20 protein-coding genes are annotated in these 20446 nt (G+C 68.5%); 9 read left to right on the top strand and 11 right to left on the bottom strand.

What is annotated here, in order from left to right; genetic code table 11:
* Positions 1 to 28 precede the first annotated feature (28 nt).
* The 5 genes from G0Q01_RS19275 to cobS form a co-directional block, all read right to left on the bottom strand.
* Entirely contained in the window at positions 29 to 1807 is a 1779-nt protein-coding gene (locus tag G0Q01_RS19275; protein ID WP_164191708.1) for an aminopeptidase P family protein, read from the bottom strand.
* Between the two features lie 187 nt (positions 1808 to 1994).
* Positions 1995 to 3872, bottom strand: coding sequence for a cobaltochelatase subunit CobT (gene cobT, locus G0Q01_RS19270; protein WP_164191705.1), 1878 nt, complete (start codon positions 3870 to 3872; stop codon positions 1995 to 1997).
* A gap of 93 nt (positions 3873 to 3965) precedes the next feature.
* A complete protein-coding gene (locus tag G0Q01_RS19265; RefSeq protein WP_164213740.1) occupies positions 3966 to 4376 on the bottom strand; it encodes a hypothetical protein in 411 nt (136 codons plus the stop codon).
* Positions 4373 to 5068, bottom strand: coding sequence for an aspartate/glutamate racemase family protein (locus G0Q01_RS19260; protein ID WP_235940270.1), 696 nt, complete (start codon positions 5066 to 5068; stop codon positions 4373 to 4375). The genes G0Q01_RS19265 and G0Q01_RS19260 overlap by 4 nt, the downstream gene beginning before the upstream one ends.
* Before the next feature lie 197 nt (positions 5069 to 5265).
* A complete protein-coding gene (cobS, locus tag G0Q01_RS19255) occupies positions 5266 to 6252 on the bottom strand; it encodes a cobaltochelatase subunit CobS (protein WP_108965094.1) in 987 nt (328 codons plus the stop codon).
* A gap of 267 nt (positions 6253 to 6519) precedes the next feature.
* Between cobS and G0Q01_RS19250 the strand changes: the two genes are divergently transcribed.
* From G0Q01_RS19250 to msrB, 3 genes are all read left to right on the top strand, one after another.
* Positions 6520 to 7023 carry a sigma-70 family RNA polymerase sigma factor gene (locus G0Q01_RS19250; RefSeq protein WP_235940283.1) on the top strand — a complete coding sequence of 168 codons (504 nt, stop codon included), beginning with the start codon at positions 6520 to 6522 and terminating at the stop codon, positions 7021 to 7023.
* Positions 7020 to 7712, top strand: coding sequence for an anti-sigma factor domain-containing protein (locus tag G0Q01_RS19245; RefSeq protein ID WP_164191675.1), 693 nt, complete (start codon positions 7020 to 7022; stop codon positions 7710 to 7712). Before G0Q01_RS19250 ends, G0Q01_RS19245 begins: the two co-directional genes overlap by 4 nt.
* 91 nt (positions 7713 to 7803) lie before the next feature.
* Positions 7804 to 8301, top strand: a complete 498-nt coding sequence (gene msrB, locus G0Q01_RS19240; RefSeq protein ID WP_164191672.1) for a peptide-methionine (R)-S-oxide reductase MsrB — start codon at positions 7804 to 7806, stop codon at positions 8299 to 8301.
* 385 nt (positions 8302 to 8686) lie between these two features.
* Here msrB and G0Q01_RS19235 read toward each other — a convergent pair whose 3' ends face one another.
* Complete coding sequence (locus G0Q01_RS19235; protein ID WP_164191653.1) at positions 8687 to 9313, bottom strand: DnaJ domain-containing protein; 627 nt, start codon at positions 9311 to 9313, stop codon at positions 8687 to 8689.
* Positions 9314 to 9385: 72 nt separating this feature from the next.
* Between G0Q01_RS19235 and G0Q01_RS19230 the strand changes: the two genes are divergently transcribed.
* Positions 9386 to 9643 carry a BolA family transcriptional regulator gene (locus G0Q01_RS19230; RefSeq protein ID WP_164191651.1) on the top strand — a complete coding sequence of 86 codons (258 nt, stop codon included), beginning with the start codon at positions 9386 to 9388 and terminating at the stop codon, positions 9641 to 9643.
* 30 nt (positions 9644 to 9673) lie between these two features.
* Here G0Q01_RS19230 and G0Q01_RS19225 read toward each other — a convergent pair whose 3' ends face one another.
* Positions 9674 to 10090, bottom strand: a complete 417-nt coding sequence (locus G0Q01_RS19225) for a DUF4177 domain-containing protein (RefSeq protein WP_164191648.1) — start codon at positions 10088 to 10090, stop codon at positions 9674 to 9676.
* Positions 10091 to 10391: 301 nt separating this feature from the next.
* Positions 10392 to 11567, bottom strand: a complete 1176-nt coding sequence (locus tag G0Q01_RS19220; RefSeq protein WP_164191646.1) for a benzoate/H(+) symporter BenE family transporter — start codon at positions 11565 to 11567, stop codon at positions 10392 to 10394.
* A 136-nt stretch (positions 11568 to 11703) separates the two neighbouring features.
* On the opposite strand from G0Q01_RS19220, the gene G0Q01_RS19215 reads away from it, so the two are divergent.
* Both G0Q01_RS19215 and G0Q01_RS19210 read left to right on the top strand, forming a co-directional pair.
* On the top strand, positions 11704 to 12924 hold the full coding sequence (locus G0Q01_RS19215; RefSeq protein WP_164213739.1) for a GTP-binding protein: 1221 nt from the start codon (positions 11704 to 11706) through the stop codon (positions 12922 to 12924).
* Positions 12921 to 13184: a DUF6525 family protein gene (locus G0Q01_RS19210; RefSeq protein WP_164191630.1), complete on the top strand. Its 264-nt coding sequence runs from the start codon at positions 12921 to 12923 to the stop codon at positions 13182 to 13184. Before G0Q01_RS19215 ends, G0Q01_RS19210 begins: the two co-directional genes overlap by 4 nt.
* 18 nt (positions 13185 to 13202) lie before the next feature.
* On the opposite strand, the gene G0Q01_RS19205 is transcribed toward G0Q01_RS19210, so the two are convergent.
* Positions 13203 to 13772, bottom strand: a complete 570-nt coding sequence (locus G0Q01_RS19205; protein ID WP_164191627.1) for a carboxymuconolactone decarboxylase family protein — start codon at positions 13770 to 13772, stop codon at positions 13203 to 13205.
* Between the two features lie 164 nt (positions 13773 to 13936).
* On the opposite strand from G0Q01_RS19205, the gene G0Q01_RS19200 reads away from it, so the two are divergent.
* Positions 13937 to 14530, top strand: a complete 594-nt coding sequence (locus tag G0Q01_RS19200) for a TetR/AcrR family transcriptional regulator (protein WP_164191624.1) — start codon at positions 13937 to 13939, stop codon at positions 14528 to 14530.
* A gap of 140 nt (positions 14531 to 14670) precedes the next feature.
* Positions 14671 to 16284: a glucan biosynthesis protein gene (locus G0Q01_RS19195; protein WP_164191621.1), complete on the top strand. Its 1614-nt coding sequence runs from the start codon at positions 14671 to 14673 to the stop codon at positions 16282 to 16284.
* A gap of 91 nt (positions 16285 to 16375) precedes the next feature.
* On the opposite strand, the gene gatB is transcribed toward G0Q01_RS19195, so the two are convergent.
* Together gatB and G0Q01_RS19185 are read right to left on the bottom strand one after the other, a co-directional pair.
* Positions 16376 to 17890, bottom strand: coding sequence for an Asp-tRNA(Asn)/Glu-tRNA(Gln) amidotransferase subunit GatB (gene gatB, locus G0Q01_RS19190; protein ID WP_164191618.1), 1515 nt, complete (start codon positions 17888 to 17890; stop codon positions 16376 to 16378).
* On the bottom strand, positions 17878 to 19080 hold the full coding sequence (locus G0Q01_RS19185) for a hypothetical protein (protein WP_164191616.1): 1203 nt from the start codon (positions 19078 to 19080) through the stop codon (positions 17878 to 17880). The genes gatB and G0Q01_RS19185 overlap by 13 nt, the downstream gene beginning before the upstream one ends.
* A gap of 459 nt (positions 19081 to 19539) precedes the next feature.
* On the opposite strand from G0Q01_RS19185, the gene G0Q01_RS19180 reads away from it, so the two are divergent.
* Positions 19540 to 20367 carry a transglycosylase SLT domain-containing protein gene (locus tag G0Q01_RS19180; protein ID WP_235940267.1) on the top strand — a complete coding sequence of 276 codons (828 nt, stop codon included), beginning with the start codon at positions 19540 to 19542 and terminating at the stop codon, positions 20365 to 20367.
* The last annotated feature ends 79 nt before the right edge of the window (positions 20368 to 20446 follow it).

Genomic DNA, 20446 nt, shown 5'->3' with positions numbered 1-20446 from the left:
ATATCAACGCCTTTGCGACAGTCCTGTGTCAAAGCGGCGCGCAGGCCGTCTCGAGCCAGTCCCGCACGGCGCCCGTGACAAGCGGAGCGATGCGTTCGAAAACCCCTTCGTGGTAGGCGTTCAGCCAGTCACGTTCCGCAGCGGTCAGCAGCCCCGTCTCGATCAGGCGCCGGTCGATCGGCACCCAGGTCAGTGTTTCGAAACGCAGCATCTTGGCTACGGTCTGGCCGGGAAGGGGGGGCGCGGGTTCCACCGCGATGAGGTTCTCGATGCGGATACCATAAGACCCCTCGCGATAGAAGCCCGGCTCGTTCGACAGGATCATCCCGGCCTCGAGCGGGACGGTGCCGGTACGGGCGATGCGCTGCGGCCCCTCGTGCACCGACAGGTAGGCGCCGACGCCGTGGCCGGTGCCGTGCCCATAGTCGAGCCCCGCCTCCCAGAGCGCGGCACGCGCGAGCACGTCGATGTCGCGTCCGGCAAGCCCCGCCGGAAAACGCAGCCGCGACAGCGCGATCATCCCCTTCAGCACGCGGGTAAAGGCGTCCTTCTCCTCGGAGCCGGCCTCGCCCAGCACCATGGTGCGGGTGATGTCGGTGGTGCCGTCGACATATTGCCCGCCGCTGTCGATCAGCAGCAGCTCGTTCGGCTGGGTTGTGCGGTTTGTCGCCTCGGTCACCCGGTAGTGCACGATGGCGCCGTTCGGCCCGGCGCCCGAGATGGTCTCGAAGGAAATGTCGCGCAGCGCGTTGGTGGCGCGGCGCTCCTCTTCGAGGGCGACCACGGCGTCGATCTCGGTAAAGGTGCCCGGCGTCTGGCTGTCGAGCCAATGCAGGAAACGGACCATGGCGGCGCCGTCGCGCAGATGCGCCTCGCGTGCGCCGGCAAGCTCGGCGGCATTCTTGCGGGCCTTGGGCAGCAGGCAGGGATCGGTCGCCTCGACGATCTCGCAGCCCCTGAGCGCGGTCTGCACCGCGACCGGGCAGGTCGCGGGATCAATCTGCACCGTGCCACCCAGGGCTTCCAGCGCGGGCACGAAGTCCTCGGGTGTCTTCACCTCAACCTGCGGGCCGAGATGATCGCCCAGCCCTTCGAGCTTCTGCGCCGCCATGAAAAGCGATACCCGGCCCGTCCCGTGCAGGATTGCAAAGCCGTGCGGCACCGGGTTGCGCGCCACGTCCGAGCCGCGGATGTTGAGCAGCCAGGCAAGGCTGTCGGGCAGGGTGATCACGCAGGCATCCGCCGCGCCGAGCCCCTTCGCGAGCCGGGCGATCTTGTCGCCATGCGCCTCGCCGGCGAGCTCCACCGGCTGGGCAAAGACCGCGCCCATCGGCGGGGCGGGCTGATCGTCCCAAACGCGGTCCACGAGGTTATCGCAGAGCCGCAGCGCCACCGCGCCGAGCCCGCGCTCGAGGCCGCGCATCTGCTCGACCGAGAAGAGCCAGGGGTCGAGCCCCACGGTGCCGCCGTCGGGCAGCGCCTCGGCGATCCACTCGGCAAGCCCGACTTCGGGCCAGTCCACCGGTGTGAACTCCTTGGCCACCTGCGACTTGACCTGCACGCGGTAGCGCCCGTCGACGAAAACCCCGGCCTTGTCCATCAGCGCCACGCAATAGCCCGCCGAGCCGGTGAAGCCGGTGAGCCAGGCCAGCCGGTCGTCATGCGGCGCGACGTATTCGCCCTGGTGCGCGTCGGCGCGCGGCACGACAAAGCCGTCGAGCCCCTCGGCGGCAAGCTCGGCGCGCAGCGCCGCGAGCCGCGGCGGGCCCTGTTCGGGGGAAGCGCTCTGCTCGAATGTCTGGAACATGCGGAGGTCTCCTGAAATCGTGTCGAAGGGGGCAGGGGCGTTGCCCCGCTTGCCGCGTCGCGGCACTGCGCCCCGGGGTGTTTGCCCCTGGAAGTTTGCCCGTGGAAGAAGCGAGGCCAACCTGCGCCTTCCTTCCAGGCCGGAGCAACCCGGGGAGCCCGAGGGGCTGGCCCTCGGCCCCGTGGTCTTAACCGCTGCGGCGGATACCCATGACCCGGGCGCGTGCCCGCGGGTCGGAGTCGAAAAGCGCTGCGAGTTGCTCGGTCATTGCGCCCGCCAGCTGCTCGACGTCGGTGATCGTCACCGCGCGCTCGTAGTAGCGGGTCACGTCGTGGCCGATGCCGATCGCCAGCAGCTCGACCTGCTTCTTGCGCTCGACCATGGCGATGACGTCGCGCAGGTGCTTCTCGAGGTAGTTGGCCGGGTTCACCGAGAGCGTGGAATCGTCCACCGGCGCGCCGTCGGAGATCACCATGAGGATCTTGCGGGCCTCGGGGCGGTGCGCCATGCGGCGGTGCGTCCACTCCAGCGCCTCGCCGTCGATGTTCTCTTTCAGCAGGCCCTCTTTCATCATCAAGCCGAGGTTGTCGCGCACCCGGCGCCAAGGCGAGTCGGCGCTCTTGTAGATGATGTGGCGCAGATCGTTGAGGCGCCCCGGCTGCTGCTCGCGGCCCTCGGCCAGCCACTTCTCGCGCGCAAGCCCGCCCTTCCAGGCGCGGGTGGTGAAGCCGAGGATCTCGACCTTCACCGAGCAGCGTTCCAACGTGCGGGCCAGCACGTCGGCGCAGATCGCCGCGATCGAGATCGGCCGGCCGCGCATCGAGCCCGAATTGTCGATCAGCAGCGTCACCACAGTGTCGCGGAACTCGGTGTCCTTCTCGACCTTGAACGAGAGCGGCGTGGTGGGGTTGGCGACGACCCGGGCGAGGCGGCCGGCATCCAGCACGCCCTCTTCCTTGTCGAACTCCCAGCTGCGGTTCTGCTGCGCCTGCAGGCGGCGCTGCAGCTTGTTGGCAAGCCGCGAGACCGCGCCCTTCAGCGGCTCGAGCTGCTGGTCGAGATAGGCGCGCAGGCGCTCCAGCTCCTGCGGCTCGGCCAGCTCCTCGGCGAGGATTTCCTCGTCGTGGGTGGAATCGTAGACCTTGTAGCCTGGGTCGGCCTCGGAGACGGGGGCGGGGGGCGGCGGGTCCATCGGCGCGTCGCCCTCGGGCAGCTCGGCCTCCTCGCCCATCTCCTGGTCGGCCATGTCGTCGGCCGAGACCTGCGCCTGGCTCTGGTCCTGGGTCTGCTCCTGCGACTGTTCGGGCGAGGCTTCGGCCTCGTCCTGGTCCTGGTCGTCCTGGCCGGTCGAATCGGGCTCCTGCTCGTCCTCGGTGCCGGGCTCTGCCTCGTCCTGCGCCTCGTCATCGAGCTGGTCGGGATCCTCGCCCAGCTGGTCGCCATAGCCGAGGTCGGTGATGATCTGCCGCGCGAAACGGGCAAAGGCCGACTGGTCCGCCAGCTTCGTCTGCAGATCCTCAAGCGTGCCGCCGGCCTGCTCCTCGATGAAGCCGCGCCAGAGTTCCATCACGTGGGCGGCGTCCTTGGGCAGGTCGCGCCCGGTGGCGAGGTGGCGGATCATGTAGCCCGCGGCCACCGGCAGCGGCGCCTCGGAGGCCTGGGTGATCTGGCCATAACCACGGCGCGCCGCCTCGTGGCCGATCTTGGCGTCGATGTTGCCGGCGGTGCCGGGCATGTCGCGCGCGCCCATCGCCTCGCAGCGGGCGGTTTCCATGGCTTCGTAGAGTTCGCGCGCCATCTCGCCTTGCGGCGCATAGCGGGCGTGGGTGGCGCCGTCGTGGTAGCGGCGGTAGAGCGCCAGCGCGTCGGCGGTGCCGCGGGCCAGCAGCACCTCGTCGCGGGTCATGCGGCGCGACACTTGCGGCAGGCGCATGATGTCACCGGAGACGCCGGAGGGGTCGACGGAATAGTTGACCGTGAGCTCGGAGTCGTCGGCCATGACCTTGGTGGCCTCGGCCAAAGCCTTCTTGAACGGATCTGCGGGGTTGTCGGTGTCGCGTGCCATGGCCACAGGTTTCGCGCCGTGGCGGGGAATTGGCAAGAGGGGATGCGCGTGCCGGACCGAGAGTCTTGCGCGCCGCCGCCGCGGCAGCCGGGGTCAGCTTCCGCGCAGCAGGCTCGCGCATTCCGCGGCGCGGCGCTCGAAGAGTGCGCGGCTCTGCTCATCCTCGGCGATGACGCCACGATAGAGCAGCCGGTAATCGGGCAGGGCCTCCAGGATCGCGCTGCGCAGCGGCTGGCCGGTGAGGCCCGCGGCGGCGGCGCCCAGGCTGAACTGCCTGGCGAGCAGGCTGGCGCTGTCCGGCGAGCCCCCGAGGCTGGGGTTGTCCGCGGCCTCGAGCGCGACGCCCTGCCAGAGTGCGGCGCAATCGGCGGCGGCTTCGCCGTCGGCTGCCGCGCTGCCGGTGGCGAGGATCAGGGCAGTGATCAGCGGGGTCACAGCGAGGCCCTCCCGGTGGCAAGCCGCGCTGCCGGTGGCGAGGATCAGGGCAGTGATCAGCGGGGTCACAGCGAGGCCCTCCCGGTGGCAAGCCGCGCCAGCAGATCGACATGCACGTCGAGCGCGTCGATCACCCGGTAGCCGGGATCATGGGCGCCGTCGAAGGCGAGGTTGAGATCGGTGCCAGCAAGCACGATGGCCTCGGCGCCCATATCCTCGACCATTCTCCGCCCCGCATCGAAGAAGGCCGCGCGGTCCGCCTCCGAGCAGGTTCCGGCCACCGCCATCTCCTGGTAACGCTGGCCCAGGGCCTCGGTCTCGGCATCGAGCGCCACCGCTTCGGTGCGCGCGAGCTGGCCGTAGAGACGCGTGCGCATCACCACGCGGGTGCCGAGCAGGCCGACGCGGCGCAGCCGCTCCGCGGCGAAAAACCCATCGAGGGGGGCCACTGCGGAGACCAGCGGCAGTGCGGCGCGCGCCTCGGTCTCGTCGAAACAGAAATGCCCGCCGAGCGAGGTAATCGCGGCGCAGTCGCAGCCCGCCGCCGCCAGCCGGTCGATCAGCCGGGCGTAGACCTCGGCCTGCGCCTCGCGATTGTCGGCGAGGTTGTTGCGGATCAGCTCCTGCACGTCCGCCTGTACGATCGTCAGCTCGAGCGGCGCGCCAAATGCGCTCACGGCGGCGCAGAGCCGCTGGTAGTAGACCAGCGTCGCCGCGACCCCGATGCCGCCGATCAGCCCGATATGCAGGGACTTAGCCATACTTGGTCCTCCCGAAACCTATTACCCCACCCCTCTACCCCAAGGGGGCGCGGCCCGTAGCGGACCGCGCCCCCTTGGTCATTTATTCGTAGATACCCCGGGGGCGGCGGCGCTGTCGACGGGCGCGGAGCCCCTCTGGCGTGCCGATGGTGCCGCGCCAGGCTGCGGCCCATCCCGGTCGATCTTCCTGCGCTTGATCAGGCCAGCGACAGCGAGGCGGCGCTTTCCGGCAGTTCCTCGTCGAAGCAACGCTGGTAGAACTCGGCCACGGTCTGCCGCTCGAGCTCGTCGCACTTGTTGAGGAACGACAGGCGGAAGGCATAGCCCACATTGCGGAAGATCTCGGCGTTGGCGGCCCAGGCGATCACCGTCCGGGGCGACATCACGGTCGAGAGCTCACCGTTCATGAAGGCGCGGCGGGTGAAGTCCGCGACGGTGACCATCTGGCGGATGGTCTTGCGGCCCTTCTCGTTGTTGTAATGCGGCGCCTTCGACAGGACGATGTTCACCTCGGCATCGATGCTGAGGTAGTTCAGCGTCGCGACCAGGCTCCAGCGGTCCATCTGGCCTTGGTTGATCTGCTGGGTGCCATGATAGAGACCCGTGGTGTCGCCGAGGCCGACGGTGTTCGCCGTGGCGAAGATGCGGAAGTACTTGTGCGGCGTGATCACCTGGTTCTGGTCGAGCAGGGTCAGCTTGCCGTCGGTCTCCAGAACGCGCTGGATCACGAACATCACGTCGGCGCGGCCCGCGTCGTACTCGTCGAAGACGATGGCGGTGGGGTTGCGCAGCGCCCAGGGCAGGATGCCTTCCTGGAACTGGGTGACTTGCTTGCCGTCCACCAGCTTGATGGCGTCCTTGCCGATCAGGTCGATCCGGGAGATGTGGCTGTCGAGGTTGACGCGCACGCAGGGCCAGTTGAGGCGCGAGGCGACCTGCTCGATGTGGGTCGACTTGCCGGTGCCGTGGTAGCCCTGGATCATCACCCGGCGGTTGTTGCGGAAGCCCGCGAGGATCGCCAGCGTGGTGTCGGGGTCGAACTTGTAGGTGCTGTCGAGATCCGGCACGCGGTCGGTGCGGTCGGGGAAGCCGTGCACCACCATGTCCGTGTCGATGCCGAACACCTCGCGGACCGAGATTTCCTCGGTGGGTTTCGCATTGATGTCGATCGTGCCATCCGCCATGGTCGTGCCCCTGTCCGGTCGTTAGAAATTCTCGTGGACCGTCGTGCCCCATATCGCGGGCAAGGGCAAGGGGGCGGCGGCGGGCTTTGTCGCGGGCCCCGCAGGGCGTCGCGGGCGCCGCGCGGGCGAAGGTGAAATTGCCACGGTTTGTGTTTGCGCCGCCGCCACCTCGGGCACTACTCTATGAACAGTACGGAAAAAAGGCAGGCGCGGTACGTGGCGAGTTCCCCCCATTCCGATCTCGAGGATCTGATCGCGCGCGTCGCCATGGCCGACCGTGCCGCCTTTGCGCGGCTCTACGAGCGCACCTCGGCGAAGCTCTTCGGCGTCTGCCTGCGGGTGCTGCAGGATCGGCCCCAGGCCGAGGAGGCGCTGCAGGACACCTACGTGAAGCTCTGGAATAATGCCGGCAGCTACCGGGTGAACGGCTATTCGCCGATGACCTGGCTGATCACGATGGCGCGCAACGCCGCCGTCGACCGCCGCCGCCGCAGCGACGTTGGGCGGGCGGTGCAGCCGATCGAGCTTGACGAGCGGCTTGCCAATCCGGAGCCGGGCCCCGCCGAGCAGGCCGAGGCGCGGGCCGAGGCGGCGGCGCTGGCGCTCTGCATGGAGGAGCTGCCGCCCGATCGCGCCGAGATGGTCCGCCGCGCTTATCTCGAGGGGGCCACCTATGCCGAGCTGTCCGAGGCCTCCGGGGTCAAGCTCAACACCGTCAGGACCTGGCTGCGGCGCAGTCTGATGGCCCTGCGGGATTGCCTGAGCCGATGAGCGGCCCGCCGCAGCCGGACCCGCCCGAGGGCGTGGAGGCGAGTGCGGCGGAATACGTGCTGGGTCTGCTGCCCGAGCCCGAGCTTCGGGATTTCGAGGCACTGCTGGCGCGCGACGCCGGGCTCCGCCGGGAGGTCGCCAGTTGGCAGGCCTGCTTCGCCGCGCTCACCGCCGATATCGCCGAGGTCACGCCGCCTGAACACCTCTGGCCGCAGATCGAAGCGCGGACCCATGGTCCGCCCCGGGTGGCGCCCTGGCGGCAGGTGCTGCCCTACCTTCTCGGGGCCGTGGCGGCGGCGGGGATCGCCTGGGCAGCGCTGGTTTCGGGCGTATTGACGCCGGGCAGCGCCGGGCCCGAGCTGCAGGCCCGGCTGGTCGCGGAGGCGCAGGGGATTGCGTTGCGGGCCGACTACGCGCCTCGGGACCAGAGCCTGAGGGTGACACGCGAGACCGGCGAGGCTCCATTGGACCGGGCGTTGGAACTGTGGCTTCTGTCGGACAGCGCAGGCGCGCCGGTCTCTCTGGGGGTGCTCGGGGCCGAGGCGGTGACGTCGCTTTCGGTGGCGCCGACGCTTCGGAGTCAGCTCCCCGGGGCCACGATTGCGCTCTCCGAGGAGCCCCCGGGGGGGTCTGCCACGGGGCGTCCCACCGGGCCGGTCATCGCGCTGGGGCAGCTCTCGCCCCGGTGAGCGCGGTGTCACGGCGGTGTGACAGCCCGCGGCTTGACCGCGGTCGGGTCGGAGGCGCATCTCTGGAGATGGAGGAAGAGGAGAGGAGACCATGAGACGCAGAGGAGTCCTCGCGGGTCTCGCGGCGACGTTGGCATGGCGCGGGCGGGCCCGCGCCGAAGCGCGTTTCGAGATCACCCGTAGCCCCGAGGAATGGCGCAGCCGCCTGACACGCGCCGAGTACAAGGTGCTGCGCGAGGCGGGCACCGAGCGCGCTTTCAGCTCGCCGCTCGACAAGGAAAAGCGCGCCGGGCTGTTTCACTGCAAGGGCTGCGATCTGCCGCTCTACAGCTCGGAGGCGAAATTCGACAGCGGCACCGGCTGGCCCTCTTTCTACGAGGCGCTGCCGGACGCGGTGGGGCTGAGGGCCGACCGCTCGTTCTTCATGACCCGTACCGAGTGCCATTGCCGCCGCTGCGGCTCGCACATGGGGCATGTCTTCGACGATGGTCCGCCGCCCACGGGCAAGCGGCACTGCATCAACGGCATCGCGCTGCATTTCGTGCCGGGCAAGACAGCCCCAGGCAAGCCAGCGGAAGGGCAGGGCTAGACACGGCGAACAGGCGGCGTTTCCGTGAAGGATCCCGACCCGGCCGGGTGCGCCGGTCGGGTCGGGTGCGGAGGCTGCGGGGACTCGCGTCCCAAGGGGCCTGCACAACCAGGGGGAGCGGTGTGCAGGCCGACTTGGTCCGTGAGTGGACACGACAGGGAGCTCGCGTCGCCTTCAATCGGCCGCGAAAAAGCGTCCGACACGAGGAGGCTAGCACAACCTTGGGTCATGTGTCGAGAAATTCACACCAATAGGTTGTGCCTTTGGGTTGTGCATCTGGGGGCGGCCTTTGAGGGCTCCTCCGGAGCGCCATCAGCGGCGCAGCGCAGGGTCCGCGACCTTGCAGGGCAGCCCTCGCGAAAACGGGCCCCGCGGGGCCCGTACATCACTTGAAGTTCCGGCTGTCCTTGATCTGGTCCCAGGCCCAGACCACTTCCTGCAACTGCTCTTCCTGAGAGCGGTCGCCGCCGTTCATGTCCGGGTGCAGCACCTTGATCAGCTTCTTGTACGCCTTGCGCACGTCGGCCTTGGTCTCGGCGCTCTCGACCTCGAGGATCTCGAGCGCGCGCTTCTCGGTCGGCGGCAGTCGCCGGCCGCCGCCCGGCGCCTTGCGGCCCGGGTTGCGCGTGGCATTGTCGCCCAGCACCTGATGCGCGTCCTCGATGCCGAGGCGGGCCCAGGCCCGCTGCTCGGGGTCGCGGTAGTCCTTGGTCTTGCGCTCCCACACCTTGTCCGACGTGGCCTGAGCGTTCATCTCGGCCTCGGTCTTGCCGTGGAAGAAGTTCCACTGGTTGTTGTACTCGCGCACGTGATCCTTGCAGAACCACTTGAATTCATCGAGCACGTCCGGCGCCTTGGGCGCCCGGAACTTGCCCGGCTCCTGGCAGCCGTCGTGCTCGCACACGCGGGTGGAGGTCTCCTGTTCGCCGGTCATGCCGCGCCGGCCACGCGGATTCTTTTTCTTAGCCGACTTAATCGACATGTCGAAACCGAAGGGGTCGGGTCTGCTCATGGTCTCACCTTTTCGACTCGGACGAGGGAGTTTAGACAATCCTGACCGAGTTTGAAGAGGCAGGAGCCAAAAATGTCGCGAGCGAACGAGATCGAAACCCGGCTGCGAGCGGCCTTTGACCCATCGGAACTGGAGGTTCTCGACGAAAGTCAAAAGCATGTGGGCCACGCCGGCTACCAGGAGGGCGGCGAGAGCCATTTTCACGTGCGCATGCGCGCGGCGGAACTGGCCGATATGAGCCGCATCCAGAGACACCGCGCCGTACATGCGGCGCTGGGAAGCGACCTCGTGGGCGCGATCCACGCGCTGTCGCTGGACCTGCAGGGCTGAGCCGCGCGCGGCGCGACCGGCCGGGTCGTGTCAGCTCACCTTGTCGGCGTCGCTCTTCGCGGGGCTGTCTGAAGCGTCCTCCTCGGCGAGGGGCTCGGGCGCAACCGGCTCGGGGGCCGTCACCTCGGGCCCGGCGGGCAGGGGCCCGGCCGGCGGCGGCGCGACCGCGGCGACCACCGGCTCGTGCCGGAAGGGCGTGACCGCCGCAGCCTGCGGCACCGGGCGGCGGAAGACCAGCAGCGTGCGCCAGACCGTCTGGGTCGAGGTCAGCCCGCTGCGCTCTTCGCTGGGAAGGATGTCGGCGCGGATGTACTCCCAACCCTGCTCGGCCATCTCGTTGAGCAGCCGCGACATGGACACGGCGAAGCGGCCCTCGGGGCCCTTGGCGGCCTTGGCCTTCTCTCCCTTGGTTGGGGCGGGGATCACCTTGTACTCATGGGTTTTCATCGTGACGCGCCCCTTTCCCTTTTCGCTGAACCGCATTGGTTAACAATTGGGTAAGGCGCAGGGGGCGGCAAGTAAAGACCGGGTTAAAGACCGGGAGCACGCCGAAGCGCGTCTCCCGGTTGCGTCATGAAATCGGGAAGAATAGCCCGAAACAAATGACTTTCCCCGTGACCCCGAACAATGCTGGGGGCGGGATCGCGGCCTCACGGTGCCCCGACAGCGACTCGAGCTAAGCACTTTCCGCGGCATTGAAAGGGGCGGCGCGCATTTTGCAACCGAGGCGATAACCCGCAGCGAATGTTCAGCTTTTCCGATGCCGTACCGCAAGCACGATACCGCCCAGCACCAGCCCCCAGACCGCCGCGCCCAGCCCCCAGAGGGTGATGCCCGAGGCGGTTACGAGGAAGGTCACCGCGGCGCCCTCGCGGCTCTGCTCGGCCTGCAGCGCGCCGCTTGCCGAACTCGCAAACACCGGCAACAGCGCCACGCCCGCGAGCACCTGTAGCGTCATTGGCGGGGCAAGCGCGGCGACGGCGGTCACCGCCACGGCGAAAAACCCGAAAAGGCTGTAGAAAACCCCGGCCATCACCGCCGACCAATAGCGCCGGGAGGGATCGGGATGGCTGTCGGCATTGGCGCACATGCTGGCAGTGATCGCGGCGAGGCAGGTCGCCGGGTTGCCGAAGGGCGCGGTCAGCAGCGAGATCCCGCCGACCCCCGCCAGCAGGGGGCCCGGGGGCGGCGTGTAGCCGAAGCTGCGCAGCACCGCGACGGCAGGGATGTTCTGGGTTGCCATGGTAACGACAAAGAGCGGGACGCCGAGGCTCAAGACGGCCTCAAGCGAGAAGGCAGGGGCGACCCACACCGGGTGGCTCATCCAGCCTCCGGTCATCGGCAACGAGAAGTCATGCGCCCAGAGCGTCACCCCAAACGCCGCCAATACCGCGGCGGGCACTGCGAGGATGCGCTTTACCCGCCCGACGACGAACCAGCTCAGCAGGATTGGCAGCGCCACCTCGGGCGCTTCGGCAAGCCCGCGGAAAGGTGCCATGCAGAGCCCTGCCAGCACGCCCGCGAGCATCGCCTGCGCCAGCGCCGTCGGCACCGAGGTCACCAGCCGCGCCAGCGCCGGCCAGAGCCCGGCCAGCGTGATCAGCCCGCCCGCCACGATGAAGGCTGCCACCGCCCCGGCGAAACCGTCCGCGAGCGGCTGCGAAACGGCGAGCAGCGCCACGGCAGGGGTCGACCAGGCGCAGGAGACGGGCTCGCGGCGCCACCAGGCCAGCACGATGCCCGCGATCGCCATCGAGATCGCCGCCGCCGCCAGCCCGGCCCCGGCCTGCTCGGGGCTCGCGCCGACCGCCGTCAGCCCCTGCAGCACGATCGGGAATGAGCTGAACACACCAACGATCGCCACCATGGCCCCGGTCGTCACGTTCTGCAGGTCGGGCCCGGGTCGTCCGGAGGGTCGTGCCATGGTCGGTCCTTAACGTTGCGTCTTTATTGCCTTAGGCAGGGTGCCGCCGATTGGCAAGCCGGGGCCAGGGTTGCAACCGGCGCCGGGGGTGAGGTATTCGAAATGTTATAACGTAACGAATCAGGAGCGCCCGCCCATGTTCACCCCTGCCGTCGATCCGCGCCTTCCCGTCACCGTGCTCTCGGGCTTTCTGGGGGCGGGCAAGACGACGCTGCTCAACCAGGTGCTGAACAACCGCGAGGGCCGCCGCGTCGCGGTCATCGTCAACGACATGTCCGAGGTGAACATCGACGCCGATCTCGTGCGCGAGGGCGGGGCGGACCTGTCGCAGACCGAAGAGACGCTGGTCGAGATGACCAATGGCTGCATCTGCTGCACCCTGCGCGACGACTTGCTGACCGAGGTCCGCCGACTGGCCGCCGAGAAGCGCTTCGATTACCTCTTGATCGAAAGCGCCGGGATTTCCGAACCGCTGCCCGTCGCCGCCACCTTCGAGTTCCGCGACGAGGCGGGCGAAAGCCTGTCGGACATCGCCCGGCTCGACACGATGGTGACGGTGGTCGATGCCGCCAATCTGCTGCGCGATTATTCCAGCCACGACTTCCTTGCCGATCGCGGTGAGAGCCTCGGCGAGGCGGACGAGCGCAGGCTTGTCGATCTGCTGGTCGATCAGATCGAGTTCGCCGACGTGGTGGTGCTCAACAAGGTCGCGACCGCGGGCGAGGATGCGCGGGCTGCGGCACGGCTCATCATCACCGCGCTCAACCCCGATGCCGAGATCGTCGAGGCCGACTATGGCCGCGTTGACCCCAGCCGCATCATGGGCACCGGGCGTTTCGATTTCGAGACGGCGCATGCGCACCCGCTCTGGGCCAAGGAACTCTACGGGTTCGCCGAACACGTGCCCGAGACCGAGGAATACGGCGTGTCCTCCTTCGTCTACAGGGCGCGGCGGCCCTTCGTGCCCGAGAAGATCCACGCGGTGCTGAACGGGCCGCTGCCGGGGGTGATCCGGGCCAAGGGGCATTTCTGGATCGCCACGCGGCCCGACTGGCTGGCGGAATTCTCGCTCGCCGGCGCGCTCAGCTCGGTGCGCCCGATGGGGCGCTGGTGGGCCAGTGTCCCGCCGGAGCGGATGCCCGGGCATGCCGCCTTCCGCGACTATCTCGGCCAGCACTGGCAAGAGCCCTACGGCGACCGGCGGCAGGAGCTGGTGTTCATCGGCGCTGGGGTGGACCGGGAGAAGATCACGGCGGCGCTCGATGCGGCGCTGGTGCCCGAGAAGAGCTTTGAGCCCCTCCGCTGGGAAGGGCTGGCCGATCCCTTCCCGCTGTGGCGCGAGGCGCAGGCGGCATGAAGGCGGGCGGAGAGCGCAACCTTGGGGCCGCGCCGACCCGTCGCCGCGAAGGGGATGTCATGTCGGCCTACGACCGGCTGCCGCCCGACCTGCGTGCCTGGCTGGCGCAGGCGGCACTGCCCTGGTCGCCGCGCTCGGCCCTGCGCGCCTGGCGCGGGGCGCTTGCCCGGACGGGCTGCGCGGACGCCGCGGCGGCCCGGCTGAGCGCGATCGAGGCGCGGCACCTCGAGCGGCTGGCAGGCGGGCCGGGGCGCCTCTGACCCCGGCCCGCAAGGCCCTCAGGCCGCGGCGGCGCCCTTTTTCTCCCAGGCGAACTTCTGCATCACCTGGTCGACCGGGGTGTTCGCAAGGTGGTTTGTGTAATTCGACATGACCTTCTGTGCGACAGCGAGGATCACCTCGAGGATTTGCCGCTGCGTGTAGCCCGCGTCGAGGAAGGCCTGCACCTGCGGCTCGTCGAGCGCGCCGCGCTGGCGCACCACCTGCAGGGTGAAGTCGCGCAGCGCCTCGAGCCGGGCGTTGGGCAGCGGGGTCTCGTCGCGCAGCGCGTTTGTGATGGCGTCATCCACCTGCATCATCTTGGCGATGCCGGTGTGGGCAGGCACGCAGTAATGGCATGCGTGCTCGACGTTGATCGTCTGCCAGACCACGGTGATCTCGTCCTTGTCGAAGCTGGTTTCCTCGGCAAACAGCCGGTGCAGCTGCTTGTAGCCGTCGAGCAGTGCCGGCGCCTCGGCCATCACCGCGTGCAGGCCGGGCAGGCGGCCGAAGGCTTTCTGCGACTGCTCCAGCAGCGGGCGGCTTGCCTCGGGGGCGGTGTCGAGCGTGTGGCGGGTGAACTCGGTCATCTGGATCTCTCCCTCTGATTCTTGAGCGAATGCTCAATTTGCATGCGCAGGGGTAGCTTTACTTGAGTGATTGCTCAAGTTATATCTTGTCGCTTGTTAAAGCCCGGCGAGATCCGGCCGCGACGAGCGGCCGGGTGAGACGGGAACGGGAGACGGATACGCGCATGGCCAGACAGGCACGACACGACAGGCAAGACGTGCTGGGCAAGGCGCTCGAGCTCTTTTGGGCCAAGGGCTACCACGCCACCTCGCTCAAGGATCTCGAGGTGGCGCTCGACATGCGGCCGGGCTCCATCTATGCGGCTTTCGGCTCGAAAGAAGCGTTGTTTTCCGAGACCTTGGCGCTTTATGCCGAGCTGTCGCGCACGCAGTTCCTCGAGACCCTCGCGGCCGCGCCGAGCCGCCTTCAGGGGCTCGCAAACCACGTCCGGCGCCTTGGCTGCACCGATGACTCCGGCCCGTCGCGCGCCTGCATGCTGGTCAAGACCCTGCTCGAGACACCCGACGACGATGCGACGCTGCGGGTCCAGACCGAGACGCTGATGCGGGGCATGGAGGCGATGTTTGCCCGCGCCTTCGGCGAGGCGCAGGAGCGCGGCGAGATCGCGCCGGAAGCCGACCCGCAGCAGCTCGCCAGCCGGCTGCAGGTCGATATCTTTGGCCTGCGCGCCTATGCGCAGCGCACCGACTCGCGGGCGAGGGTGGCGCAGCTTGCCGAGGAGATCGCCCGCGGTCTCGAGGCGCGCGCGCTGGCGTGAGCTGCAGGGTCCGCGAGTGACGCGCATTTGACGTAACGGCGTCAAATCGGCAAAGCCTCGCCCATCCCGGCAAAATGCAATTGCTGCGACGCGGAAAAGTGCCAAATTTGCTCAGGAATGACAGTTTCTCGGAGACCCGCATGTCCGCTGACCTGCTCGACCGCCGCGCTTTCCTTGCCTCCGCCCTTGCCAGCGGCGCCTTCAGCCTGCTGCCCGAGTTTGCCCGTGCACAGAGCGGCGCCATCGCCTCGGGTATCCCGCTTGGCCCGCCCAAGCCCTTTTCCTTCGACACGCTCCGCGAGCTGGCGGCGAGTCTCGCCAAGGAGGCGTTCACCCCGATGGCGGTGCCCGACGCCGAGATCCTGCAACAGATCGACTATGACGCCCACGGCGCGATCAGCTTCCGCGAAGACCGCGCGCTCTGGGCCGACCAGGGCACGGCGCAGCCGGTGCGCTTCTTCTTCCCGGGCCGCTACTTCCCCGAGCCGGTACATGTCTACGCGCTCGAGGAAGGCACCGCGCGCGAGGTGCCCTTCTCGCGCGATCTCTTCGACATCCCGCAGGGCAATCCGGCCAACCGGCTGGAGAAGACCGAGGGCTTCGCCGGTTTTGCCGTGCAGGATCCGCAGACGAGGCTCGACTGGATGGCCTTCCTTGGCGCGTCCTACTGGCGCACGGCGGGGTATTCGGGACAGTTCGGCCTGTCGGTGCGCGGGCTCGCCATGGACACGGCGATCCCCGACGGCCCCGAGGAATTCCCGCGCTTCACCCGTTTCTGGCTCGAGCAGGGCGAGGGCGGCGAGATGACCACCTACGCGCTGCTTGAAAGCCCGCGCGCCACCGGCGCCTACCGCATCGCCTCGCGGCGCGACAACGGGGTCATCCAGGACGTCTCGGCCGAGATCTTCCTGCGCGGTGACGTCGAACGGCTGGGGATCGCGCCGCTCACATCGATGTTCTGGTACGGCAAGCACAACCGCCATGTCGCCGCCGACTGGCGCCCCGAGGTGCATGACAGCGACGGGCTCGAGATCCACACCGGCAGCGGCGAGCGCATCTGGCGCCCGCTCAACAACCCGCCACGGGTTATGGCCAACGCCTTTGGCGCCACCGATCCGGCCGGTTTCGGGCTGATGCAGCGCGAGCGCGACTTCGGCGAATACGAGGATGACGGCGTGTTCTACGAGCGCCGTGCCTCGGCTTGGATCAAGCCGCAGGAGGGCTGGGGAGAGGGCGCCGTGACGCTTGTCGAGCTGCCGACGGATGACGAGATCCACGACAATATCGTCGCCTTCTGGACACCGGCCGAGCCGGCGGCGGCGGGCAGCTCCTACAGCCTGAACTACCAGCTCACCTGGCTCGAGGATTGCCCGGTGCCGCCGCAGGCGGCGCGCTTCATCGCCGTGCGCATGGGCAGGGGGGGCATCCCCGGCCAGCCGCGTCCGGCGGACACGGTCAAGATCGTCTGCGACTTCGACGGGCTGGGCATGGAGGCGCTGGACCGCAGCTCCGGCGCGCTCCCGGTGGTCACCGCCTCGCGCGGGGAAATCTCGGGCGAGGTCGCCTACCCGGTGGTCAGCACCAAGAACTGGCGGGCGATGTTCGATCTCGATTTCTCGGCCATCGCGGCAGAGGACGATGAGCCGATCGACCTGCGGACCTATGTTTCCTACGAGGGCGAGGCGATGTCGGAGACGCTGATCCTGCAGCTCTTCCCGAGCCAGTTGCGCGCGCTGCTCGCGGCGCGGGGGTAGGGCGCAGGGCCGCCCGGGCATCGGGAGGATACGGATCAAACAAGAAAGGCCGCCCAACCGGGCGGCCTTTTCATGTTCAATATAACCGTGATCAGAGCCCGAGCTTGGCCGCGACGATGTCGTTGACCGCTTTGGGGTTGGCCTTGCCGCCGGTGCTCTTCATCACCTGGCCGACGAACCAGCCCGCCAGCTTGGGGTTCTGCTTGGCCTTTTCGACCTGCGCCGGGTTGGCCGCGATCACCTCGTCGACGGCGGCCTCGATGGCACCGGTGTCGGTGACCTGCTTGAGGCCCTTCTCCTCGACGATCTTCGCCGGGTCGCCACCCTCGGTGTAGACGATCTCGAAGACGTCCTTGCCGATCTTGCCCGAGATGTCGCCCTTCTTGATGAGCGAGACGATCCCCGCGAGCTGCGCCGGCGAGACCGGGCTCTCGGTGATGTCATGGCCTTCCTTCTTGAGGCGACCGAAAAGCTCGTTGATCACCCAGTTTGCGGCCAGCTTGCCGTCGTCGCAGCCTTTCAGCACCTCTTCGAAATAGGCCGAGTTGACCACTTCCGCGGTCAGCACGCCGGCGTCGTATTCCGACAGGCCGAACTCCTTGACGAAGCGCGCCTTCTTCTCGTCGGGCAGCTCCGGCAGCGAGGCGGCGATGTCATCCACCCAAGCCTGCTCGATCTCGAGCGGCAGCAGGTCTGGATCGGGGAAGTAGCGGTAGTCATGCGCCTCTTCCTTCGAGCGCATCGAGCGGGTCTCGCCCTTGTCCGGATCGTAGAGGCGCGTCTCCTGATCCACCTTGCCGCCGTTCTCGAGAATGGCGATCTGGCGCCGCGCCTCGTAGTCGATGGCCTGCTGGATAAAGCGCATGGAGTTCATGTTCTTGATCTCGCAGCGCGTGCCGAGGTGGCTGAAGTCCTGCGTCTCCTGGTACTTCTCGTACTGTCCGGGACGGCAGACCGAGACGTTCACGTCCGCCCGCAGGTTGCCGTTCTGCATGTTTCCGTCGCAGGTTCCGAGATAGCGCAGGATCTGCCGAAGCTTGACCACATAGGCCGCCGCTTCCTCGGGGCCGCGGATGTCGGGGCGCGAGACGATCTCCATCAGCGCGACGCCGGTGCGGTTGAGGTCGACGAAGGACATCGACGGGTCCATGTCGTGGATCGACTTGCCGGCGTCCTGCTCGACGTGGATGCGCTCGATGCGCACCTTGCGCGCGATGCCCGGCTCCATGTCGACGATCACCTCACCCTCGCCGACAAGCGGATGGTAAAGCTGGGAAATCTGGTAGCCCTGCGGCAGGTCGGGGTAGAAGTAGTTCTTGCGGTCGAAGGCGGACTTCAGGTTGATCTCTGCCTTCAGGCCAAGCCCGGTGCGCACGGCCTGCTCGATGCAGTACTCGTTGATCACAGGCAGCATCCCGGGCATTGCCGCGTCCACGAAGGCCACGTTCGAGTTGGGCTCAGCGCCGAACTTGGTCGAGGCGCCGGAGAACAGCTTTGCCTCGGTGGAAATCTGGGCGTGGATTTCCATCCCGATCACCAGCTCCCAATCGTATTTGGCGCCGGCGATGACCTTGGGTTTGGGGGGCTCGAAGCTCAGGTCAAGCATGGGGGGTCCTCGTCTCTCAGGTTGTGACGGGGATACGCCAGAGCGGCACAGGGGGCAAGGGTGCAGGACGCGCAGCCCGAAGGCTGCAGCGCGAGTCCCTGCTCGGTGAAAATCACCTGGCGCCCGCGGCTGAGCTGATGGTCGAAAAGCGTCTTCAATATCTCCTGCGCGCGGGCATGCCCCGCCTCGCGCTGCGCCGCCTCGTCCGGCGCAGGACCATCCGGCAGAGGCGGTGCCCATAGCAGGGGGTGAAGCTCGCAGAGGTGATCCTCGACGATCCAGCTAAGAGAGCCGGAGATGCGGGGTGCGGCCCCGCCGTCCCGCCCGGGGGCCAGCGCGGCGCAATGGGCGGCGAGCAGGTTGGCCATGTGCTGATCCGGCCAGGCCTTCGGCGGATGCGGCTGCAGAAGATCGTGCAGACCGGCGGTGAAAAGCTCTCCGTCGACATGGTCCAGCCCCTCGGGCTGCGTCGCCAGCACGTCGAGCCAGACCCAGCAGTAGCCGCCGCTGCCCCAGATCTTTGCTGTGCGCATCGCCATGCGCCGCGCGGCCCGGTCCAATTCGGGCCAGGTGCCGAACCTCTGCGGGGACAGATCGCGCCCATAGGCGCGCAGATGATCGGGGCAGGCGGGCTGCATGGCGATCAGCGCCTCGTGGTTTCGCTCGACATGCGCCGCAGGGGCCGGCAGCACCTCGAGCACGGCGCAGCAGGCCGATTGCAGCGCGGGCGAGCCAAGCGCACGTGGGTCATGCGGGCGCAGCAAAAGATGCGCGGTCTCTAGGTGTTGCCGCGCCAATGACGCGCGCGCCGCCGCCGAGAGCGGCGCGGTGCCCGCGCGCCACAGCCGGGCGGCCCCTATCTGCGGCCAGGCGGCGAGCAGCGCGCGCAGGGGCGCTTCGGGTGTCGGGCCGAGCGCCTCCGAATGGCCCTGCAGCGCCCGGCGCACCGCCTCGGCATCGCCGCGGGCCACCGCCGCGGCGACGCCAAGGAGCACATCCTGCACCGCGCCGTCGCAGAGCAGCCGGGTGACGGGGGTGCCCTCGGGCGTGAGCGCGGCGGAATGGTCCGCCTCGGCCAACGCCTCCTCGAGCGCCCCCCAGCGTTCCTGGCGGGCAAGGCGCAACCCGCGGCGGGTGATCTCGGCGCGGGCCTCCTCTGCCTCGGTGGTCTCGCGGACAGGGATCTTCACGCTTGGCGGGCCGAACCCCGGCGTACATCGGGTCTCGGCGCGGGTTGCGGCGCCCCGAGAGCCGTTTTCACCGACCTCTGGTGCGCAGCCCTGCCTTTGCCCGGCAGCGTAGTCCGGGGCATGCCGCGCCAAAAGGCGCCGGGTGAGGGCGGGCAGGCGGGGCCGAAATCGGAGAACGTGCTGTGCCATGCGGCGCAGGCTGGAGGGGGATTCGGGCCGAACCGGGGCGCAGGCACGATCAGCCCGGGGCGCACAATGGGCGCATCGGCGGCAAATTGTTCAAACGCTATAGATCAGAATCCACCGAAAATCGGCAGGATTCCAGTCATGTCTGTTTGCCGTCGGCGATCCGCCGCGCATAATACCGCGTCAGGCTTGCCGGGATTGTTCTTCGTGGGCAAGTTCCCCGCCATGCTGAACCGTTTCATTCCTGCCCTTGCGGCGCTCATGATAGCGCCGATGGCCCAAGCGAATACCGGCCCTGCACCCGTCACGCAGGCCGCCTTCGCGGTTGCGGCCCCAACGATGCCCCTGGTCTCGCGCGACGCGATGTCGGGGACCCCGGAGTCGCTGCTGGCAGTGTCCGCCTCGCCCCGCCCGCTGGCCCGGCGCATGTCCATCCCCAAGGCCCGTTGGGGCACCACGGGAGGGCGCAGCACCTGGTCGCTCGCGGTACTCTCGTCGCTGCGTGGCCATGCCAACGCACTGCCAGACGTGGTGCCGGCGGACATCGACACATGGTGCCCGGCCTACGAGAGTGGATCGCGCGAGCAGCGCGAGGCCTTCTGGCTGGGCCTCGTCTCGGCGCTGGTCAAGCACGAGAGCACCTTCAAGCCCACCGCCGTGGGCGGCGGCGGCAAGTGGATCGGCCTCATGCAGATCCTGCCCTCGACCGCGCGGCTCTACGGCTGCCAGGCAACCACGGTGGATGGTCTCAAGGACCCGCGGGCCAATCTCTCCTGCGGCCTGCGCATCATGGCGCGCACCGTCGCCCGCGATGGCGTGGTCAGCGCCAACATGCGGGGCGTGGCCGCCGACTGGGGCCCGTTCCACTCGCGCAAGAAGCGTGAGGACATGATCGCCTGGACCCGCGCGCAGGGCTATTGCACTGGCATGGGCCGCTCGCTGCGCCCGGTCGGGCGTCCGGCGAGCCTTCTGCCCGGCATCATGGCCTCGAACGAGCTCGGCGCGGGCACTCGCCCGCTGGCCCGCTCGCGCGCGCTCGATGCGAGCTATGCCAACACCTTCATCTCCACCAAGGGGCAACTGCTGGAGAGCGACGGCTGATCTGCTGAAGATCGTTTCAATGTATGAACGGGCGGGACCAAGGTTGGTTCCGCCCGTTATCGATTCAAGAGGGTTAGGG

This window comes from Salipiger sp. PrR007 (assembly GCF_010499845.1).
In the GTDB taxonomy this organism is placed as follows: Bacteria; Pseudomonadota; Alphaproteobacteria; order Rhodobacterales; family Rhodobacteraceae; genus Salipiger; species Salipiger pacificus_A.
The sequence above is the reverse complement of the archived record's forward strand: the minus strand, read 5'-3'. Positions and strand labels throughout refer to the sequence as shown.